Source organism: Streptomyces dysideae (assembly GCF_001514305.1).
GTDB lineage: Bacteria > Actinomycetota > Actinomycetes > Streptomycetales > Streptomycetaceae > Streptomyces > Streptomyces dysideae.
Map to the genome: position 1 here is coordinate 42,462 of NZ_KQ949086.1, position 17,637 is coordinate 60,098.

Below are 17,637 nucleotides of genomic sequence, written 5' to 3' on the forward strand. Positions count from 1 at the left end.
TCACCTTTCAGTTTTCAACGGGACTTCGGTGGGACCGCAGGAGAGGTCACGACTTCGGTGGTGGTGCGCCCTCGTACGCCGCTCTCAGTACGGCCCGTACGCCCTCCACCGTGATCTTCCGCGGGTTGGGGTACGCCTGCCCGGTCACCGCGTCCGCCGCCACCGTCAAGTCGGCTTCCGTGAGGCCCAGTTCGGACAGGGAGCGGGGTGCGCCGAGGCGGTGGGAGAGGTTCTGGAGGGCGAGTGCGGGGTCATCGGTGTCCAGGGCTCGGCCCAGTGCGGCCATCGCCTCGGGCGCTGCGGGCGCGTTGTGGGCGAGGACGTGGGGCAGGACCACGGTGTGCGTCTCGGCGTGCGGCAGGCCGAAGGTGCCGCCGAGGACATGGCAGAGCTTGTGGTGCAGGCCCATGGTGGTCGCGCCCAGCGTGGCACCGCACAGCCAGGCTCCGTAGAGGGCGCGGCCGCGGGCGTCCAGGTCCCCGGGGTCGGCCGCCACCGAGGGGAGTGCGCCTGTCATGGCGCGAGCGCCCTCCTCGGCCATCAGCGACACCAGTGGCGAGGCGTCCGGCGCGTACAGGGCCTCGGCCGCGTGCGCCACGGCGTTGATGCCGCTCGTCACGGACAGGCCGACGGGGAGCGACAGGGTGAGCTCGGGGTCGTAGACGACGCTGCGCGGGAGGACCGACGGGTCGCGGCCGGTGCGCTTGGCGCCGTGTTCGGTCAGGCCCCAGACGGGGGTCATCTCGGAGCCGGAGTACGTCGACGGCACGGCGAGCAGCGGCAGGCCGGTGCGCAGCGCGATCACCTTGCCGAGGCCGATCGCGGAGCCGCCGCCGACGGCCACGCAGCCGTCGGCACCGGCGGCGCGCGCCACCTCGACGGCCCGGTCGGCGACGTCCGCGGGCACGTGCGGACGGGCCTCGGCGTGCAGCCCGGCGCAGGCGTCGCCCAGGGCGTCGGCGACGGCCCGTGCCGTCTCCGCACCCCGTGGCCCGCACACCACCAACAGCCGCCGCAGACCCAGCCGTTCGGCTTCTCCCGCGATCGCGGTGACCGAGGCTCCGGGCCGCAGGACGACCCGCATGGGCTGGGCCTCGTAGACGAACTCCCTCATGACCGCACCGGGTTGAGCACGAGGTCGAAGCGGGCGTGCCGGAACGGGTTCGGGATGCCGAACTCCCGTGCCAGGGACGGGTCGTCGGTCTCGGTGAAGTCCTGGACGAGGCTCTCCTTGACCGCGAACACCGCGTCCGAGTCGAGGTACTCGCTGCCCGCCACGAAGATGTGCGTGGTGACCGGCGTGTGTCCGTCGGCCGAGGCGATGAAGTGGATGTGGGCCGGGCGGTAGGGGTGCCGGCCCATCGCCCGGAGGAGGTCCCCGACGGGACCGTCCGTGGGGATGGGGTACGGGCTCGGTACGCAGGTGCGGAACCGGAAGCGGCCCTCCGAGTCGGCCGTGAACAGGCCACGCCCGTTGCCGGGTGGCTGGACGTCCGGCTGCTGCACGTCGTAGTAGCCCTCGGCGTTCGCCTGCCAGACGTCGAGGACCGCGCCGGGCAGCGGGCTGCCGTCCCGGGCCAGCACACGCCCGCTGACCACGCACGGCTCGCCGCCGCCGACCAGGTCGATGTTCGCGCCGAGTTCGCGGGCCGGGGACTCGGTCATGTGGAAGGGGCCGAGCACCGTCGACTCGGTCACGCCCTCACGGCCGTCGCTGTTGACCGTCTCGACCAGCATCGAGACGCCGAGCACGTCCGACAGGAGGACGAACTCCTGCCGGGTGTCCGTGCAGGTCTGCCCGGTCGCCGTCAGGAAGCCGACGGCCCTCTCCCACTCGGCCATGGTGGGCTCGGTCTCGCGGACGAAGGCGTGCAGGTGGCGGGTGAGGGCGGCGAGCAGCTCGCGCAGCCGGGGGTCGGACGTGCCCTCGATGCTGTCGACGACGGCCTCGGTGAGGTGGGTGGTGAATTCGGTGGTCATGTCCGGGGATCCTTCCGGTCAGGCATGTCCGAGGATCCGTCGCACCGCTTCGGTCAGCAACCGCTCGGCGTCCTCGCCGCCGGCGGCCGCCGTGGCGTGCCGGAAGGCGACGTACCCGTCCGGCCGTACGAGCAGGGCTCCGCCGTCGGCGACCTCACTGAGCCGGGCCCAGTCCCCGTACGGGTCCTCGTACTCCTGGCCGGGGCCGATGACGACGGTGGCGATCTCCAGGTCCTGGGCGTCGGCCGCCCTCAGCCAGTGCGTCCCGCCGATGCCGGTGATCAGGGTGAAGCGGCCCTGTCCGACGGTGTCGAGCGTGGACAGGGTGCGGGTGCCCGCGGTGATCCAGACGTGCGGGAGCTTGGCGCCGGGGCGGGAGGTGGGCTGGTGGTACAGCTCGGGGTCGCGGTCGAAGCCGGGGTCGGGAGTGCCGTCGGGGACGATCGCGGCGGAGCTTTCTGCGGAATAGCGCTGGTTGAGGTCGACGCCGTGCGCGTTGAACTCGTACACCTTGAACGCGATCGCCTCGCGCAGCCTCGCCCGCTGCTTCTCCGCCGCCTCGGTGTCCTCCTTGCGGGCGACGATGTTGGCCCACAGCTGCTCGGGGGTCTGCGGGGAGAGTCCGTCGAGCGCCTCGAAGACGGGGGCGGTCTCGCCGATGGACTTGTTGGCGCGGGTCACGATCTGCTTGCCGACCGGGGCGCGTTCGGCGGTGTAGGTGTCCAGCAGCTTGGGGGACGCCGTGCCGTCGAGGACGAGCTTGAGCTTCCAGGCCAGGTTGTAGGCGTCCTGGATGGAGGTGTTGGAGCCGAGGCCGTTGGACGGCGGGTGGCGGTGCGTGGCGTCGCCGGCGCAGAACACGCGGCCGTTGCCGTAGGTCTCCGCGTACATCTCGTTGACGGTCCAGGCCGAGGACGACCTGATGGTCACGGGTATCTCGTCGTCGCCGACCAGCTTGCGGACGACGGACTCGGCGTACTCGGTGGTCAGGTCGGGGGCGCCGGCGGTCACGTCGTACCCCCAGACGATCAGCCACTCGTTCCAGGGCCGGACGCAGCGCACCAGGCCCGCGCCGATGCCGCCGACGGTGGCGCCGGGGGCGAGTACCCAGTAGAGGGTGGACGGCCGGTGGGCGGTGTACTTCGACAGGTCGGCGTCGAAGACGATGTTGATGCTGCCGGCCACGCCCATCTGGCCGCCCATCGGCAGCCCGGCGTCCTCGGCGACCTTCGAGCGGCCGCCGTCGGCGCCGATGAGGTACTTGGCTCGGATGGTGTACTCGTCGCCGCGCAGCCGGTCCTCGACGGTGACGGTCACCCCGTCGGCGTCCTGGACGAAGGACTTGTAGACGGTGCTGAAGCGCAGGTTCGTGCCGCGCGCGACGGCCGCGTCGACGAGCACCGGCTCCATGAGGTGCTGGGGCATGTCGCACATGCGGGTGGGGCTGGCGAGTTCGTGCGCGGCCTGGACGAGCGGGTCGTTGCCCCAGGAGCGGACCCGGCCGAGTTCCTCGCCGGCGAGGCTGGTGCAGAAGGTCGTGTTGCCCATCAGGTGCTGCGGCGTGGCCTGCGCGACGACCTCCCGCTCCACGCCGAGGTCGCGCAGCACCTCCATGGTGCGCTGGTTGGTGATGTGCGCCCGGGGCGTGTCGGCGAGGCTCGCGTAGCGGGTGACGACGATGTTCGGTACGCCGTAGGTGCTCAGCGCGAGTGCGGCGGAGGCGCCGGCGGGGCCACTGCCGACGATCAGTACGTCGGTCACGACATCGGGCTCGACGGTGTGCACGGGGACGCTCCAGGACATGAGAACAGGTGCCGAACGTCCAAGATCATGTAGGGGGACGCGGGAGCGTGGGTGTCTCAATAAGAGACAGTGCGTCTGGGGGCGGTGCGTCAGAGGCAGCGCGTCTGGCGCGATACGAGGAGCCGTATTTGTTGCGTATTCAACCGTTGCCGGTAGGCTGAGCGGCGTCGTGACCACCGCAGAGCACGCTTCCGTCCACCCCGCGCTCGCTTCGCTGCGCAGGGCCCGTGAGCTGTTCCTGACGGGTCGCCAACTGCCTGACGGGGTCCCGGAGGACATCGTCGCCGCGTGGAAGCGCGCCCGGTTCTTCGGCGTACGGCCCGACGTGCGGGACCTGGCACCCGACGCGCCGCGGCACCCCGTACGGCCGACCGAGTCCGCCCTGCTCACCGCGGCCCGGCCCGTGCTCGAACGGATCGCCCCGGCGCTCGGCACCGGGCGGGCGGCCCTCGTGCTCACCGACGAGCGGCTGCGCGTGCTGTGGGCGACCGGGTGCGCGGCGGACGCCCCCCGCTGCCGTGACCTCTCCGAACGGGAGGTCGGCCACAACAGCGCGGCCCTCGCGCTGCACACCCGCCGCCGCGCCGAGGTGCACGGTCCCGAGCACTTCCTCGATCTGTGGCAGGACGTCTCCGCGGTCAGCGTGCCGGTGCTGGCGCCGGAGACCGGGCGGACACAGGGCACCGTGACGGTGGCCTCCGGGCTGTGCGCCGAGTGCCGGCCGCATCCGGGCGCCGCGCTCGCCGAGGCCGCGGCGAGCGCGGTCGAGGCGGAGCTCCTCGCGCGGTCCCGGGCGGCGGAACGGGTGCTTCTGGACGCCTATCTCCGGGCGGTACGTGAGCCGGGGCAGGCGGTCGTCGCCCTCGACGGCCGGAATCGGCTGGTCAGCGAGGCCGCGGGGGAGTTGCTGTCGCTGGAGGGGCTGGAGGGGCTGGAGCGGGGCGTGGTTGCGCTGGTGCGGGATGTGGGGCGGGGGGTGCGGTCGGGGTTCGGGGACGGAGTTGGGGACGGGGACGGGGACCGGGCTGGTACGACGACAGGTCCCGGGAGTGCCTCGGCACTCGCACCCCCCACGGCAGCCGACCCGACCCCATCGGCCTCGTACCGCATCCAACTCCAGGACGACTCAGGATGCTGTGCGACCGTCACCCCCGTCCCGCACCTGGGCTCGGTCATCGGCGCGGTCGTCGTGCTGGAGCCGGCGTGGCAGGGGCCGGTGACGTCGGCCGGGCGGGTCGTCGTGGGGATGGCCGGGCGGTCGGTGCCCTGGCGGCATGCGGTCGGTCGCGCGCTGGAGCTAGCCCGGTCCCCCGAGCCTCTGCTGCTCGTCGGCGAGCGCGGCACCGGGAAGACCTCGCTCGCCCGAGAACTGGCCGCGAGCCCACTGACCTTGGACGCGGCCGAAGGTGAACTCCACGCGGACTTCGGTGGGTTGATGGACGGCCATCCCCTCCTCGTCCGCCACGTCGAGCGGCTCGCCCAGCCGGACACAGCAGCCCTCAACTCGCTGCTCGAAACGCATCCGGGCGCACCTCTGCTGGTCACCTACACCCCCGGAACCCCGCCGGGCCCCTGTCTCCAACGGCTCCTCGACACCCTGGCCGCACGCTCGGTGACCCTCCCGGCGCTGCGCGAACGGACGCCGGACATCAGGGAGTTGCTCCCGACCCTGGCACCCCGGCCCGCACCGGGACAGCCCCCGCTCACCTGGACGCTGGACGCACTGCGCGCCCTGGAGCAGCACCCATGGCCGGGGAATGTCACCGAACTCGCCCACCTCGTACGGGCGTTGGCCGAGCGCCGTCGCACGACCGGCCCCGTGCGGCGCAGCGAGTTGCCGGACCCCGTGCGTGAGGGGCCCGCGACTCGACGCCTCACGCCGATGGAGCATGCCGAGCGCGCCGCCATCCTGGAGGCTCTCCGCCGTCATGGTGGCAACAAGGCCCGCACGGCGGCGGCCCTGGGCATCGCCCGCGCCACGCTGTACCGGAAGCTGCGGGGCTATCGGGGCTGAGCGCCGCTCCGGTCAGGGCGTACTCGACGGAGTCCGCACGGAAGTCAGTACGCCGATCTTGTCGATGCGGTGTTCGGGGTTGCCTCTTTCGTCACGCCAGTAGTTTCCGGCCGCGTTGTCCTCGGGTGTGGCGCAGGTGGAGATGGTGATCACGGCTTGGGTGGGGCGTTCGCCCGGGACGCCCGGGACCGCTGCCCGCTGTTCGGCGAGCGAGCGCGCGGAACGGAAGGAGGTGCTCCTGGTGTCGGTGATCTCGTACTCGTAGCTCGTGCCGCCCGACGTGACCAGGACCCGGTCGCCCTCGTCGAGGGCCGGGAGTTGGCGCAGGGGGCCGCCGACGGAGAGGCGGTGGGCCGTGACGAGGTAGTTGCCGATCTCGCCGGGACCGACACCGCCCAGCTCGCCGTAGGGGCTGGCTCCGACGCCGCGGTTCTGGATGCGGGTGCCCGGCCAGTCGTCGGTCGTCCCCTCGTAGGGGATGACGCGCAGGTTCCTGAGGCCGATCGCCGGGATGGTGATCGACGCGGTCCGGTGCTGGGCGCCGGTCTCGCGGGGAGTCGGCTGCGTCGGTTCCAGGGCCGTCGTGACCGAGGGTGTTTCGGGTGCGGCCCGGGTGGGGCCGGCCGTGGGGGACGACGTGTCCGGGGCCGTCGCGGACTCGTCGGCTGCGCGGGCGCCGGTGGAGCAGCCGAGGAGCACGGTGACGCCGGCGGCGGCGAGGAGGGCGGGGAGGGTTCGGGAGCGGGAACGGGGCATGGCACTCGGGTTCGTAGCCGGGGTGGGTGCTTCGACAGGAGAACGACACGAGTCGTCCACGTGTTCCCTGTACCTCCCCGTACCCGCGGAGCCACTCCGCCCAGCGCCTCCCCCGCCTTCCGCGCCCCCTCCGTCAGGCCGGCCCCGCCCCTCCCGTCACTCCCCAGGAAGGCGAGGAGCGCGCTGTTGACCTCCTCGGCGTGGGTCCACAGCAGGCCGTGCGGGGCGCCCTCGATCTCCATGTAGTCGGCGGACGGCAGCGCCTTGTGGAACAGGCGCGCGGTTCCCTCGGCCGGCAGGATCCGGTCGGCCGTGCCGTGCAGGATCAGGGCCGGCACGTCGATGGCCGGGATGTCGGCGCGGAAGTCGGTGTACCAGGTCGACGGCGCGGCCGAGGCGGCGAAGGAGCCGCCGCCCGCCGCGACGTTCCAGCTGTTGCGTACCGCTTCCTCGCTGATCCTGGTGCCGAGGTTCTCGTCGAGGTTGTAGAAGTCGTTGTAGAAGGCGGTGTAGTAGGCGTAGCGGTCCGCCTTGACGGCCGCGACCACCCCGTCGAAGAACTCCTTCGGGGCGACCCCGCCCGGATTGCCGTCGGACTTGAGCAGGCAGGGCTCGAGCGAGGCCAGGAAGGCGACCTTGGCGACCCGGGCGGAGCCGTAGGTGGACACGTACCGGGCGACCTCGCCGGTGCCCATGGAGGAACCGACCAGGGCGGCGTCCCGCACGTCGAGGGTCGCCGGCACGGTGTTCAGGTCGGCCGCGAAGGTGTCGTAGTCGTAGCCGGTCGTCGGCTGGCTGGACTGGCCGAAGCCGCGGCGGTCGTACGTGATCACGCGGTAGCCCGCTTCGAGGAGCGCGGCGCTCTGCCGCTCCCAGGAGTGGCCGTCGAGCGGGAAGCCGTGGATGAGGACGACCGGCTGACCGGTTCCATGGTCTTCGTAGTACAGGTCGATGGTGGTGGAATTCTCCTGGCCCACGGTGATGTATGGCACGTGCCCGCCCTTCGTCCGGAGTTGGTTGGTGATGCCCGTCGTCACCATGCCAGGGCGGACCTCGCACGGCCTGTTCTCCTCCAGCGCACGGCCTGTTGTCCAGCAGCGCCGCCGCGGACGGACCGCCTCGGTCACGACGTCCGGGCTTCGGTCCGACCGCGGCATGCCGCCGAGCGTGTCGCGGAGCTGGGCGCGGGCGGGTGATGCCGGGCTTGGGGAAGATCTTGTGCAGGTGGAAGCCGATGGTGCACAACGACCCGCTGGTGTCCCAGGTGATCAGGACCGGCGAACTCCAGGCGTGGTTCCTGGCCGAGCACTTGGTCGACACACCGCTGGTGCGCGCCTGAGGGACGGTGCGCCTACGCTCAATACCGTTGCTCTGCAAGGAGATTGACGGCGGCCGTGCTGCGACACGTGCCGGAGGGGCGGGTACATGACGCGCGACGAGCTGATCCGGCCGCTGCCGGAACTGCTGAAGGCGCATGCCGAGAGGTCACCGTTGCGCGTGGCGTACGCCGACGACGAACGGGGCGTCACCTACGCCGAGTTGGAGCGGCGCACCGGTCGGCTGGCCGCGTATCTCGCGGGGGCGGGTGTGCGGCGCGGGGACCGGGTCGCGATCTGTCTGGGCAACTGCGTGGAGATGGTGGAGAGCGTCCTCGCCACCGTCCGGGCGGCGGCGGTCGGCGTCCCCCTCAACCCCCGGTCCTCGGACGCCGAACTCGACCACTTCCTGGAGGACAGCGGGGCCTCGGTCGTCGTCACCGACCGCGCGCACCTCGCCCGACTGCACCGCGCGGGTGCCCGGCACGGCCGTATGCGGGTCCTGCTCACCGGTACGGATCCGGTCCCGTCGGACGCCCCCGAGGGCACGGTTCTCTTCGAGGAGGTGGCCGAGGCGGAGCCCGCCGTGCCGCCCCGGGACGACCTCGGGCTCGACGAGCCGGCCTGGATGCTCTACACCTCCGGCACCACACACCGGCCCAAGGGCGTGCTGTCCACGCAGCGCGCGGCCCTGTGGTCGGTGGCTGCCTGTTATGCGCCGGTCTTCGGGCTCTCTCCCGAGGACCGGCTGCTCTGGCCGCTCCCGTTGTTCCACAGCTTCGGGCACTCGCTGGCGATCCTGGGGGTCACCGCGGTCGGCGCGAGCGCCCGGATCACCGGCGAACTGCTGCCGCCCGGGGGCCTGTTGAGGGAGTTGCGCACACCTCACGCATCCCTCGGCGGCTCCTACACCGTCCTGGCCGGGGTGCCCGCCGTCTACCACCAGTTGGTGGCGTCGGCGGCCGAGGACACCTCGCCCCTGGCGGGTCTGCGGACGTGCCTCGTGGCCGGCGCCCCGAGTGCGCCGGCCCTGCGGCGGGCGGTGGAGGACCTTCTCGGTGCGCCGCTGCTCGACGCGTACGGCAGTACCGAGACCTGCGGGATGATCGCGGTGAACCGGCCGGACGGGCCGAGGGCCGACGGGTCCTGTGGGCCGCCGGTCCCGGGGATGGACGTACGGCTGGTCGATCCGGGCTCCGGCAACGATGTCGCGGACGGCGACGAGGGCGAGATCTGGGCGCGTGGTCCGAGTCTGATGACCGGCTACCACCACCAGGCCGAGGCGACGGCGGCCGCGCTGCGGGACGGCTGGTACCGCACCGGTGACCTGGGGCGGCGCGGCGCGCACGGCCATCTCACCCTCACCGGCCGGGTCAGCGAGCTGATCATCCGGGGCGGGGAGAACATCCACCCCACCGAGATCGAGCAGGCCCTGCTGCACTGTCCCGGCGTGCGGGACGCGGTGGTGGTGGGCAGGCCGCACGACGTCCTCGGGGAGGTCCCGGTGGCCTACGTCGTTCCGGGGCCGGACGGGTTCGACCCGCGGCGGGTACTGGCCGCGTGCCGGGGGCGGCTGGCCGCGTACAAGCTGCCCGTCGAGATCCGCGAGATCGCGGCCGTCCCGCGTACGGCGTCCGGAAAGATCGCCCGCCACGCGGTCCTGCCGGACCTGGCCCGCCCGGCGCCCGAGGTCCGCCCCGCTTCCCCGACCGCGGCCGACGGTGCCCTGCGCCGACGGCTGCTCGCCCTCCCGCCGGAGGGGCGGGAACGCGCCCTGCGCGAGGCGGTGCTCGCGGAGACGGCCGGGGTGTGCGGTGAGGGACCGTACGAACGGCTCGACGCCGACCGCCCGTTCACCGATCTCGGGCTGACGTCCACGGGAGCCGTCACGCTGATCGACCGGCTCGGCGAGGCGACCGGGCTGCGGCTCCCCTCGACGCTGATCTTCGACCACCCCACTCCGGCCGCCCTGACCCGGCACGTGCACGACGTCCTCTTCACCCCGGCGCCCACAGCTGTGCCGCACCTCGCCGCGGGAGCGGGAGCGGACGACCCCGTGGTGATCGTCGCCATGGGCTGCCGTTACCCCGGCGACGTGCACTCCCCCGACGATCTGTGGAACCTGGTGACGGAGGGCCGGGACGCGATCTCGGGCTTCCCCACCGACCGGGGCTGGGACCTGGCCGCGCTGTACGACCCGGACCCGGACCGGGTCGGCACGTCGTACACCCGCAGCGGCGGATTCCTGCACCGGGCCGCGGAGTTCGACGCGGGCCTGTTCGGGATCTCGCCGCGCGAGGCGCTGGCCATGGACCCGCAGCAGCGGCTGCTGCTCGAGACCTCGTGGCAGGTCTGGGAACGGGCGGGCATCGCCCCGGCGGCGCTGCGCGAGAGCGACACGGGTGTGTTCGTCGGTGTGATGCACGGCGACTACTCCGCCCGCCTGACCCGGAGCGAGTTGGAGGCCCATCTGGCCCTGGGCTCGGCGGGCAGCGTGGCCTCCGGCCGGATCTCGTACGTGTACGGCCTGCGCGGGCCGTCGATCACTCTCGACACCGCGTGCTCGTCCTCGCTGGTGGCCCTGCACTGGGCGGCGCAGGCGCTGCGCTCCGGCGAGTGTTCCCTGGCCCTCGCCGGCGGCGTCACTGTGATGGCGACGCCCAAGCCGTTCACGGCCTTCAGCCGACAGCGCGCTCTCTCGCCCGACGGCCGCTGCAAGTCGTTCTCGGCCTCGGCGGACGGCACCGCCTGGGGCGAGGGCGCGGGCCTTGTGCTGCTGGAGCGGCTGTCCGACGCCCGCCGCAACGGCCACCCCGTCCTGGCCGTACTGCGCGGCTCCGCCGTCAACTCCGACGGCGCGTCCAACGGCCTGACGGCACCGAACGGCCAGGCCCAACAGCGCCTGATCGCACGGGCGTTGGCCGGAGCCGGACTCAGCGCGGACGACGTGGACGCGGTGGAGGCACACGGCACGGGCACCACACTCGGCGACCCCGTCGAGGCGGGGGCCCTGCTGGCCACCTACGGACAGGGGCGGGCCGAGGACCGGCCGCCGCTGTGGCTGGGCTCGGTCAAGTCCAACCTGGGGCACACCCAGGCGGCCGCCGGTGTCGCCGGGGTCATCAAGATGGTGCAGGCCATGCGGCACGGGCAGCTCCCGCGCACGCTGTACGCGGAGGAACCCACCCCGCACGTCGACTGGTCGGCGGGCCGGGTGGAACTGCTGGCCGAGTCCCGCCCCTGGCCGGTGACGGACTCCGGGCCGCGCCGGGCCGGCGTGTCCGCCTTCGGCATCAGCGGGACCAACGCGCACGTGATCCTGGAGGAGGCCCCCCGGCCACCCGACACCGGACCGAGCACCGCGGAGGTGCCGGTGCCCTGGCTGCTCTCCGGCGCCGACGAGGCCGCCCTGCGGTCCCAGGCCCGCCGTCTCGCCGCCCACTTGGCGGCCCGGCCCCACCTGTCGCCCACCGACGTCGGCTTCTCCCTGGCCGTGTCGAGGTCCCCGCTCGCCCACCGGGCGATGGTGCCGGCCGAGGACCGGGCGCGGATGCTGACCGCGCTGGAGGCGCTCGCCGACGGCACGGGCGCGGAACGTGCCGTCGCCGATCCCGGCGTCCGTACGGCCTTCCTGTTCACCGGCCAGGGCTCTCAACGTGCCCGTATGGGTGCGGAGTTGCGTGCCGCCTTCCCCACCTTCGACTCGGCCTTCGACGAGGTCTGCCGGACACTGGACGACCGCCTGGAACACCCTCTCGACGTGGTGCTGTCCGCGGAGCCGGGTACGCCGGAGGCCGCCCTGCTCGACCGTACGGACTTCACCCAGGCCGGCCTGTTCGCGTTCGAGGTGGCGCTGTTCCGGCTGCTGGAGTCCTGGGGAGTGCGCCCCGACTTCCTGGCGGGGCACTCCGTGGGCGAGCTGGCGGCGGCCCATGTCGCCGGAGTGCTGGACCTGGCCGATGCGGCGGAACTCGTCGCGGCCCGGGGCAGGTTGATGCACGCCCTGCCCGACGGCGGTGCGATGGTGGCGCTGCACGCGACGGAGGAGGAAGTCCTCGCCGTACTCCCTACGTTCGGCGACCAGGTGGCGATCGCCTCGGTCAACGGGCCACGTTCGGTGGTGATTTCGGGAGTGGGGGACGCGGTGCTGGCCGTGGCGGCCGGGTTCGAGGCGCGAGGCCGCAGGACCGTACGTCTGCGGGTCGGCCACGCCTTCCACTCGCCACTCGTGGAACCGGTGCTCGACGACTTCCGCCGGGTCGCCGAGGGGCTGGCCTTCCGGCCGCCGCGGATCCCGGTCATCTCGGCCGTGTCGGGCCGCCCGGCCGAGGCCGGGGAACTGTGTTCGCCGGAGTACTGGGTGAGGCACGCCCGTCTGCCGGTGCGGTTCGCCGACTCCGTGCGATGGCTCGGGAACAACGGGGTGTCGGCGTTCCTGGAGATCGGCCCGGGTCCCGCGCTGACCGCCGCGGCCGAGGACTGTCTGACCGGCCCGGATGGCGAGGGCCCCGCCCCGGTGTGTGCCGCCGCCACCCGCGGTGGCGATCCCGAACCGAAGACCCTGCTCGCCGCCGTGGCCCGGCTCCATGTGCGTGGAACGCGCGTCGCCTGGCCCGCCGTGTTCGCGGGCAGCGGTGCACGGCACGTGGACGACCTGCCGACGTACGCCTTCCAGCGGGAGCGGTACTGGCTGGACGCGCCCCGCACCCCCCTCCCCGCCGTGGATCCGCACGAACACCCGCTGCTGGGCCCGGCGTTCGCCGTGCCGCACACCGACCGGACGGTGTTCTCCGGCCTGCTCTCCACCACCACCCACCCGTGGCTCGCCGACCATGTGATCCGCGGGACGGCCCTGGTCCCCGCGACGGGGTTCGTGGAGATGGCCGTACGGGCGGGCGACGAGGTCGGCTCCGGCACGCTCGACGAACTCGTGATCCTGGCCCCGCTGATCCTGCCCGCGGCCACGGGCGTTCGCGTCCAAGTCGTCGTGGGCCCGGCGGACGACTCCGGCCGACGCCCGGTCGACTGCTACGCCCGGCCCGCCACGCACGACTCCGAGCCCGGCTGGACCCGGCACGCCACAGGTCTCCTCGGCGGCACGGAGACCGCCCGGCCGGAGACGGAACCGGCGGTGTGGCCGCCGCAGGACGCGACCGAGGTCGACCTCGCCCACGCGTACGACAGCCTCGCGGGCGGCGGCCTCGCCTACGGCCCGGCCTTCCGGGGCGTACGCGCGGCATGGCGGCGCGGCGACGAAATGTTCGCGGAAGTCCGCCTGCCGGACGTCGAGTTGGGACACGCCGACCGGTTCGGGATCCATCCGGCGCTGCTGGACGCGGCCCTGCACGCCCCGCTCCTCACGGGCTCGGCACCCGACTCCGACACGGTCCGGGTGCCGTTCGCGTGGAACGGCGTACGCCTGTACGCGACCGGTGCGTCGGAGGTACGCGTACGGATCACTCCGCGCGGGACGGACGCGGTCTCGGTCACCTTGACCGACCCGTCGGGGCGCCCGGTGGCGCACGTGGACTCCTTGACCATGCGTGAACTCCCCGCCGAGACGGTCGAATCGGCGGCCGACGTCGTGCGCCGAGCCCTGTTGCGCCCCGAGTGGGCCGCGGTCGAGGAATCGGAGGGCGAGCGGCGGCCCGTGGCCGGCGGACGCTGGGCGCTGGTGGGCCCGGACGCGCTGGACCTGCGCGGGTCGCTCCCCGACGTCGTGGGGACCGACGCAGCCGAACCGGACACCGTCGTCGTCACGGCCGTCGGCGGCGGCCCGGTGAGGGATGCCGATCCACTGCCCGCCGTACACCAGCTGACCGGCAGGGTGCTCCGCACCCTCCAGGACTGGCAGGACGACCCTCGGACGGCGGGCTCCAGGCTGGTGGTGGTGACGCGGGACGCGACCGCACCCGACCCGGATCCGGCCGGGGCTGCTGTGTGGGGGCTGGTGCGTGCGGCACAGGCGGAGCTGCCGGGGCGTGTCGTCCTCGTCGACGTGGACGGGCGGCCGGAATCGCTGCGGCTGCTCCCTGCGGCGGTGGCCGGCGATGAGAGCCAACTCTCCGTTCGGAAGGGGCGCTTGGCGGTGCCGCGCCTGATCGGCGCCGGCGACCTCTCGGCCCGCAGCGGCAGTTTCGGGCCGGACGGCACAGTCCTGATCACCGGCGGTACCGGCGCGCTGGGCGCGGAAGTCGCCCGCCATCTCGTGGCCTCCCACGGCGTACGGCACCTGCTGCTCACCGGTCGGCAGGGGCCCCAGGCGCCGAATGCCGAGGAACTGCGCGTCATGCTGGAGGAGTTGGGTGCCGAGGTGCGGATCGTGGCCTGTGACGCGGCCGACCGCGCCGCGCTCGCCGAGGTGATCAAGGGGTGCTCGCCCGCGCTGACCGCCGTGGTGCATGCGGCGGGGGTGCTGGACGACGGTGTCCTTGCCGCGCTGACACCCGAGCGGATGGCGGCGGTGCTGCGGCCGAAGGCGGACGCGGCCTGGCATCTGCACGAGCTGACCCGGGACCTGGACCTGTCGGCGTTCGTCCTGTTCTCGTCGGTGTCCGGCCTGCTGGGCCGCGCCGGCCAGGGCAACTACGCGGCGGCGAACGTCTTCCTGGACGCTCTGGCCCGGCACCGCTCCCGACTGGGACTGCCCGCCGTCTCCTTGGCCTGGGGACCGTGGGAGCACGGGGCCGGCATGGCCGGTGGGGACGCGGGGGTCCCGAGCCGGACGGCTGGTGCGGGTGCAGGTGTCCGGAACCGGACGGCTGGTGCCCGTGCGGGTGCAGGTGTCCCGAACCGGGCGGCCGGTGATGTGCTCCGGGCGCTCTCCGTGGAGCAGGGCCTGGCCCTGTTCGACGCGGCGCTGCGCGCGGGCGAGCCCGTGCTGGCGCCGATCCTGTTGGACCGGGGGGCTCTCAGGTCCGCCCGGGGGCCTCTGCCGCCGCTGCTGCGCGGACTGGTGCCGCCACGCAGGCCGGCCGCCGGAACCGGGGATGGTGCCGGTACCGACTCTTCGCCCGGTGCGGAGCAGCTCTCGGAGCCGGGTGCGTGGCGCAAGGTGCTGGCCGGGCTGCCCGCCGCCCAACGGGAGGACGCCCTCGCGGCGTTGATGAGCACCGACGTGGCGGCGGTCCTCGGCTACCCGGACGCCGACGCGCTGCCGACCGGCAAGTCCTTCGCCGAGTTGGGCTTCGACTCCCTCATGGCGGTCCAGGTCCGCAACCGGCTGAGCATGGCCCTGCGGCTGAGGCTGTCCGCCGCCGTGGTGTTCGAGCACCCGACGGCCCAGGGGCTGGCCCGCCACGTACTCGGTCTGCTGGACGACCTGCCCGACGTCGCGCCGGAGCCGGAGCACGCGCCTGCGGACGACCGGCCCGCGCAGACGCTCTCCTCGCTCTACCGGCGGGTCTGTGAGGCCGGGCAGGTGGTCGCGGCGATGCACATGCTGGTCACGGCCTCCTGGGCGATGCAGACCTTCGGCCCGGACGCCGGCCGGGAGCACGCCCTGCCTCCGCTGCGGCGCGCCGACGGTTCCCCTGAGGGGCCGGTACTCGTCTTCCTCACCGGGTACCACCCGCCCTTCGCCGCCCCCGGTGGTGAATTCGCCGGATTCCACGCCCACTTCCAGGGCGAACTGGACGTCCTCGAACTCCCGCACCCCGGCATCGGGGCGGGCCGCGCCGTGCCCGCGGACCGGGACACGCTCGCCCGGACGCACGCGGAGACGGTGCTGCGGCACGTCGGCGACCGGCCCTTCGTGATCGTCGGCGTGAGTACCGGAGGCGCGGTCGCCCACGCGGTGACCCGGCGACTCGAAGCCATGGGGAGCCCGCCCGTCGGACAGGTGCTGCTCGACACGTACCTCATCGACGACGGCAACAGCGACAAGGACTGGCTGCTGTCCCTGCCCGCTGTGATCGCGCCGCGCCTGGGCGGGAACCAGTTCACCGGGGACGAGGACACCGGGGTGGCGGCACTGGGCGCGTACACCCGTATGTTCCTGGACTGGGAGCCGGAGCCGGTCGCCATCCCCACCCTGCTGGTTCGGGCCACCCGGCCGACGCCCGCGATGGAGGCGGGCGCCGCCCCGGACGAGTGGCGGACCTCCTGGCCGCTGCCGCACACCCGTGTCGACGTCCCCGGCGACCACTTCTCGTTCATGCGGGAACACGCCCGGACCACGGCAGCGGCCGTCCGCACCTGGATCGACTCCCTCGGCCGCACGGACGCTCCGTCGGCGCCGACCGCAGAAGGAGAGCAGTGAACCCCAACCGTGAGACAGGGGAGACCTGGGAGACCGACGAGTTCGACGTGATCGTCGTGGGCGGCGGCCCGGCCGGTTCGACCGCCGCCACGGCCGTCGCCCTGCGGGGCCACCGCGTCCTCCTGCTGGAGCAGCAGACGTTCCCCCGGTACCAGATCGGCGAGTCGCTGCTCCCGTCCACCGTGCACGGGGTGTGCCGCATCCTGGGCGTCGAGGAGGAGGTCGCGCGGGCGGGCTTCAAGCCGAAGCGCGGCGGGACCTTCCGTTGGGGCCGGAACCGGGACCCGTGGCAGTTCTCCTTCGCCCTGTCCCCGCGGCTGGCCGACCCGACCTCGTTCGCCTACCAGGTCGAGCGGTCCCGGTTCGACGCGATCCTGCTGGACAACGCCCGCCGGGTCGGCGTCGACGTACGGGAGGGTTGCCGGGTCAAGGGCGTACTCGCCGACGAGGAACGCGTCAGGGGCGTCAACTGGACGGGCCCCGCCGGGGAGATCCACGAGGCCCGGGCCCGTTACGTCGTGGACGCGTCCGGCAACGGCAGCCGGGTCCACGGCGAGGTCGGCGGCAGGCGGACGTACTCCGACTTCTTCCGGAACATCGCGGTGTTCGGCTACTTCGCCGGCGGCGCGCGGCTCCCGAAGCCGAACGACGGCAACATCTTCTGTGCCGCCTTCGACGAGGGCTGGCTCTGGTACATCCCGCTGAGGGACGACCTCACCAGTGTCGGAGCGGTGGTCGGCCGGGACAACGCCGCCGCGATCCAGCAGGACCCGGTGACGGCCTGGCGCGGGCTGATCGACTCCTGCCCGGAGGTCCGGGACCTCCTGCACGGGGTGCCGCAGTCCACCGAAGCGCCGTACGACCAGGTGCGGGTCCGCAAGGACTGGTCGTACTGGAAGGCACGGCTGTGGCGGCCCGGCATGGTGCTGGTCGGCGACGCGGCGTGCTTCGTCGACCCGGTGCTGTCCTCCGGAGTGCACCTCGCCACGTACGGCGCCCTGCTCGCGGCCCGCTCCATCAACGGCGGCCTCGCCGGAACGCTCGGCGAGGGCCGCCTCTTCGACGAGTTCGAGGCCCGCTACCGGCACGAGTACGGCCTGTTCCACGAGTTCCTGGTCTCCTTCTACGACATGCATCAGGACGAACGGTCGTACTTCTGGAAGGCACGCAAGGTCACCCACGTCGACGCGACGGAACGGGAGGCGTTCGTCGACCTGGTGGGCGGACTGGCCTCCGGCGACACGTCCCTCGCCGGGCCCGGACAGGCGGGTGCCCGGCTGACGACCACCGCCTCGGAACTCGACCAGGCCGTCGGCCGGCTCCCGGACTCCGACGGCCTGCGCAATCCGCTCTTCGAGTCCGCCTCGATCCGCCAGGTCTTCCAGGAGGGCGCGGTCCTGCAGGAACGGGGTGTCTTCGGCGGACCGTTGGAGGAGGAGACCCCGCTGCGCCCCGGCGGTCTGGTGGCCTCGGAGGACGGACTCACGTGGGTGGCCGGGTGAACCTGT

Annotated in this window: 7 protein-coding genes and 2 pseudogenes; 4 read left to right on the top strand and 5 right to left on the bottom strand. The window is 73.2% G+C overall.

What is annotated here, in order from left to right; genetic code table 11:
* Positions 1–46: 46 nt before the first annotated feature.
* The 3 genes from AQJ91_RS20115 to AQJ91_RS20125 are packed head-to-tail and all read right to left on the bottom strand — an operon-like array spanning position 47 to position 3,765.
* On the bottom strand, positions 47–1,114 hold the full coding sequence (locus AQJ91_RS20115; RefSeq protein ID WP_067023383.1) for a maleylacetate reductase: 1,068 nt from the start codon (positions 1,112–1,114) through the stop codon (positions 47–49).
* Entirely contained in the window at positions 1,111–1,980 is an 870-nt protein-coding gene (locus tag AQJ91_RS20120; protein ID WP_067023386.1) for an intradiol ring-cleavage dioxygenase, read from the bottom strand. The genes AQJ91_RS20115 and AQJ91_RS20120 overlap by 4 nt, the downstream gene beginning before the upstream one ends.
* Positions 1,981–1,998: 18 nt before the next feature.
* Positions 1,999–3,765, bottom strand: a complete 1,767-nt coding sequence (locus AQJ91_RS20125) for an FAD-dependent oxidoreductase (RefSeq protein ID WP_067023389.1) — start codon at positions 3,763–3,765, stop codon at positions 1,999–2,001.
* Positions 3,766–3,952: 187 nt separating this feature from the next.
* On the opposite strand from AQJ91_RS20125, the gene AQJ91_RS20130 reads away from it, so the two are divergent.
* Positions 3,953–5,797, top strand: a complete 1,845-nt coding sequence (locus AQJ91_RS20130; RefSeq protein WP_234382637.1) for a helix-turn-helix domain-containing protein — start codon at positions 3,953–3,955, stop codon at positions 5,795–5,797.
* A gap of 12 nt (positions 5,798–5,809) precedes the next feature.
* Here the strand turns inward: AQJ91_RS20130 and AQJ91_RS20135 are convergent, their stop codons facing one another.
* Positions 5,810–6,553: a class E sortase gene (locus tag AQJ91_RS20135; RefSeq protein ID WP_067023392.1), complete on the bottom strand. Its 744-nt coding sequence runs from the start codon at positions 6,551–6,553 to the stop codon at positions 5,810–5,812.
* Positions 6,554–6,717: 164 nt separating this feature from the next.
* Positions 6,718–7,545 (bottom strand): annotated as a pseudogene (locus AQJ91_RS49695) (alpha/beta fold hydrolase); the annotation flags it as partial.
* A 251-nt stretch (positions 7,546–7,796) separates the two neighbouring features.
* On the opposite strand from AQJ91_RS49695, the pseudogene AQJ91_RS52190 reads away from it, so the two are divergent.
* The 3 genes and pseudogenes from AQJ91_RS52190 to AQJ91_RS20145 form a co-directional block, all read left to right on the top strand.
* A pseudogene (locus AQJ91_RS52190) lies at positions 7,797–7,892 on the top strand (DNA starvation/stationary phase protection protein); the annotation flags it as partial.
* An 86-nt stretch (positions 7,893–7,978) separates the two neighbouring features.
* Complete coding sequence (locus AQJ91_RS20140) at positions 7,979–16,129, top strand: type I polyketide synthase (protein WP_067023395.1); 8,151 nt, start codon at positions 7,979–7,981, stop codon at positions 16,127–16,129.
* Complete coding sequence (locus AQJ91_RS20145) at positions 16,126–17,631, top strand: tryptophan 7-halogenase (RefSeq protein WP_067023398.1); 1,506 nt, start codon at positions 16,126–16,128, stop codon at positions 17,629–17,631. The genes AQJ91_RS20140 and AQJ91_RS20145 overlap by 4 nt, the downstream gene beginning before the upstream one ends.
* Positions 17,632–17,637 lie beyond the last annotated feature (6 nt).

Coding starts and splice junctions, on each gene's coding strand:
- AQJ91_RS20115 (WP_067023383.1), bottom strand. CDS start 1,114: ATGAGGGAGTTCGTCTACGAGGCCCAGCCCATGCGGGTCGTCCTGCGG.
- AQJ91_RS20120 (WP_067023386.1), bottom strand. CDS start 1,980: ATGACCACCGAATTCACCACCCACCTCACCGAGGCCGTCGTCGACAGC.
- AQJ91_RS20135 (WP_067023392.1), bottom strand. CDS start 6,553: ATGCCCCGTTCCCGCTCCCGAACCCTCCCCGCCCTCCTCGCCGCCGCC.
- AQJ91_RS20140 (WP_067023395.1), top strand. CDS start 7,979: ATGACGCGCGACGAGCTGATCCGGCCGCTGCCGGAACTGCTGAAGGCG.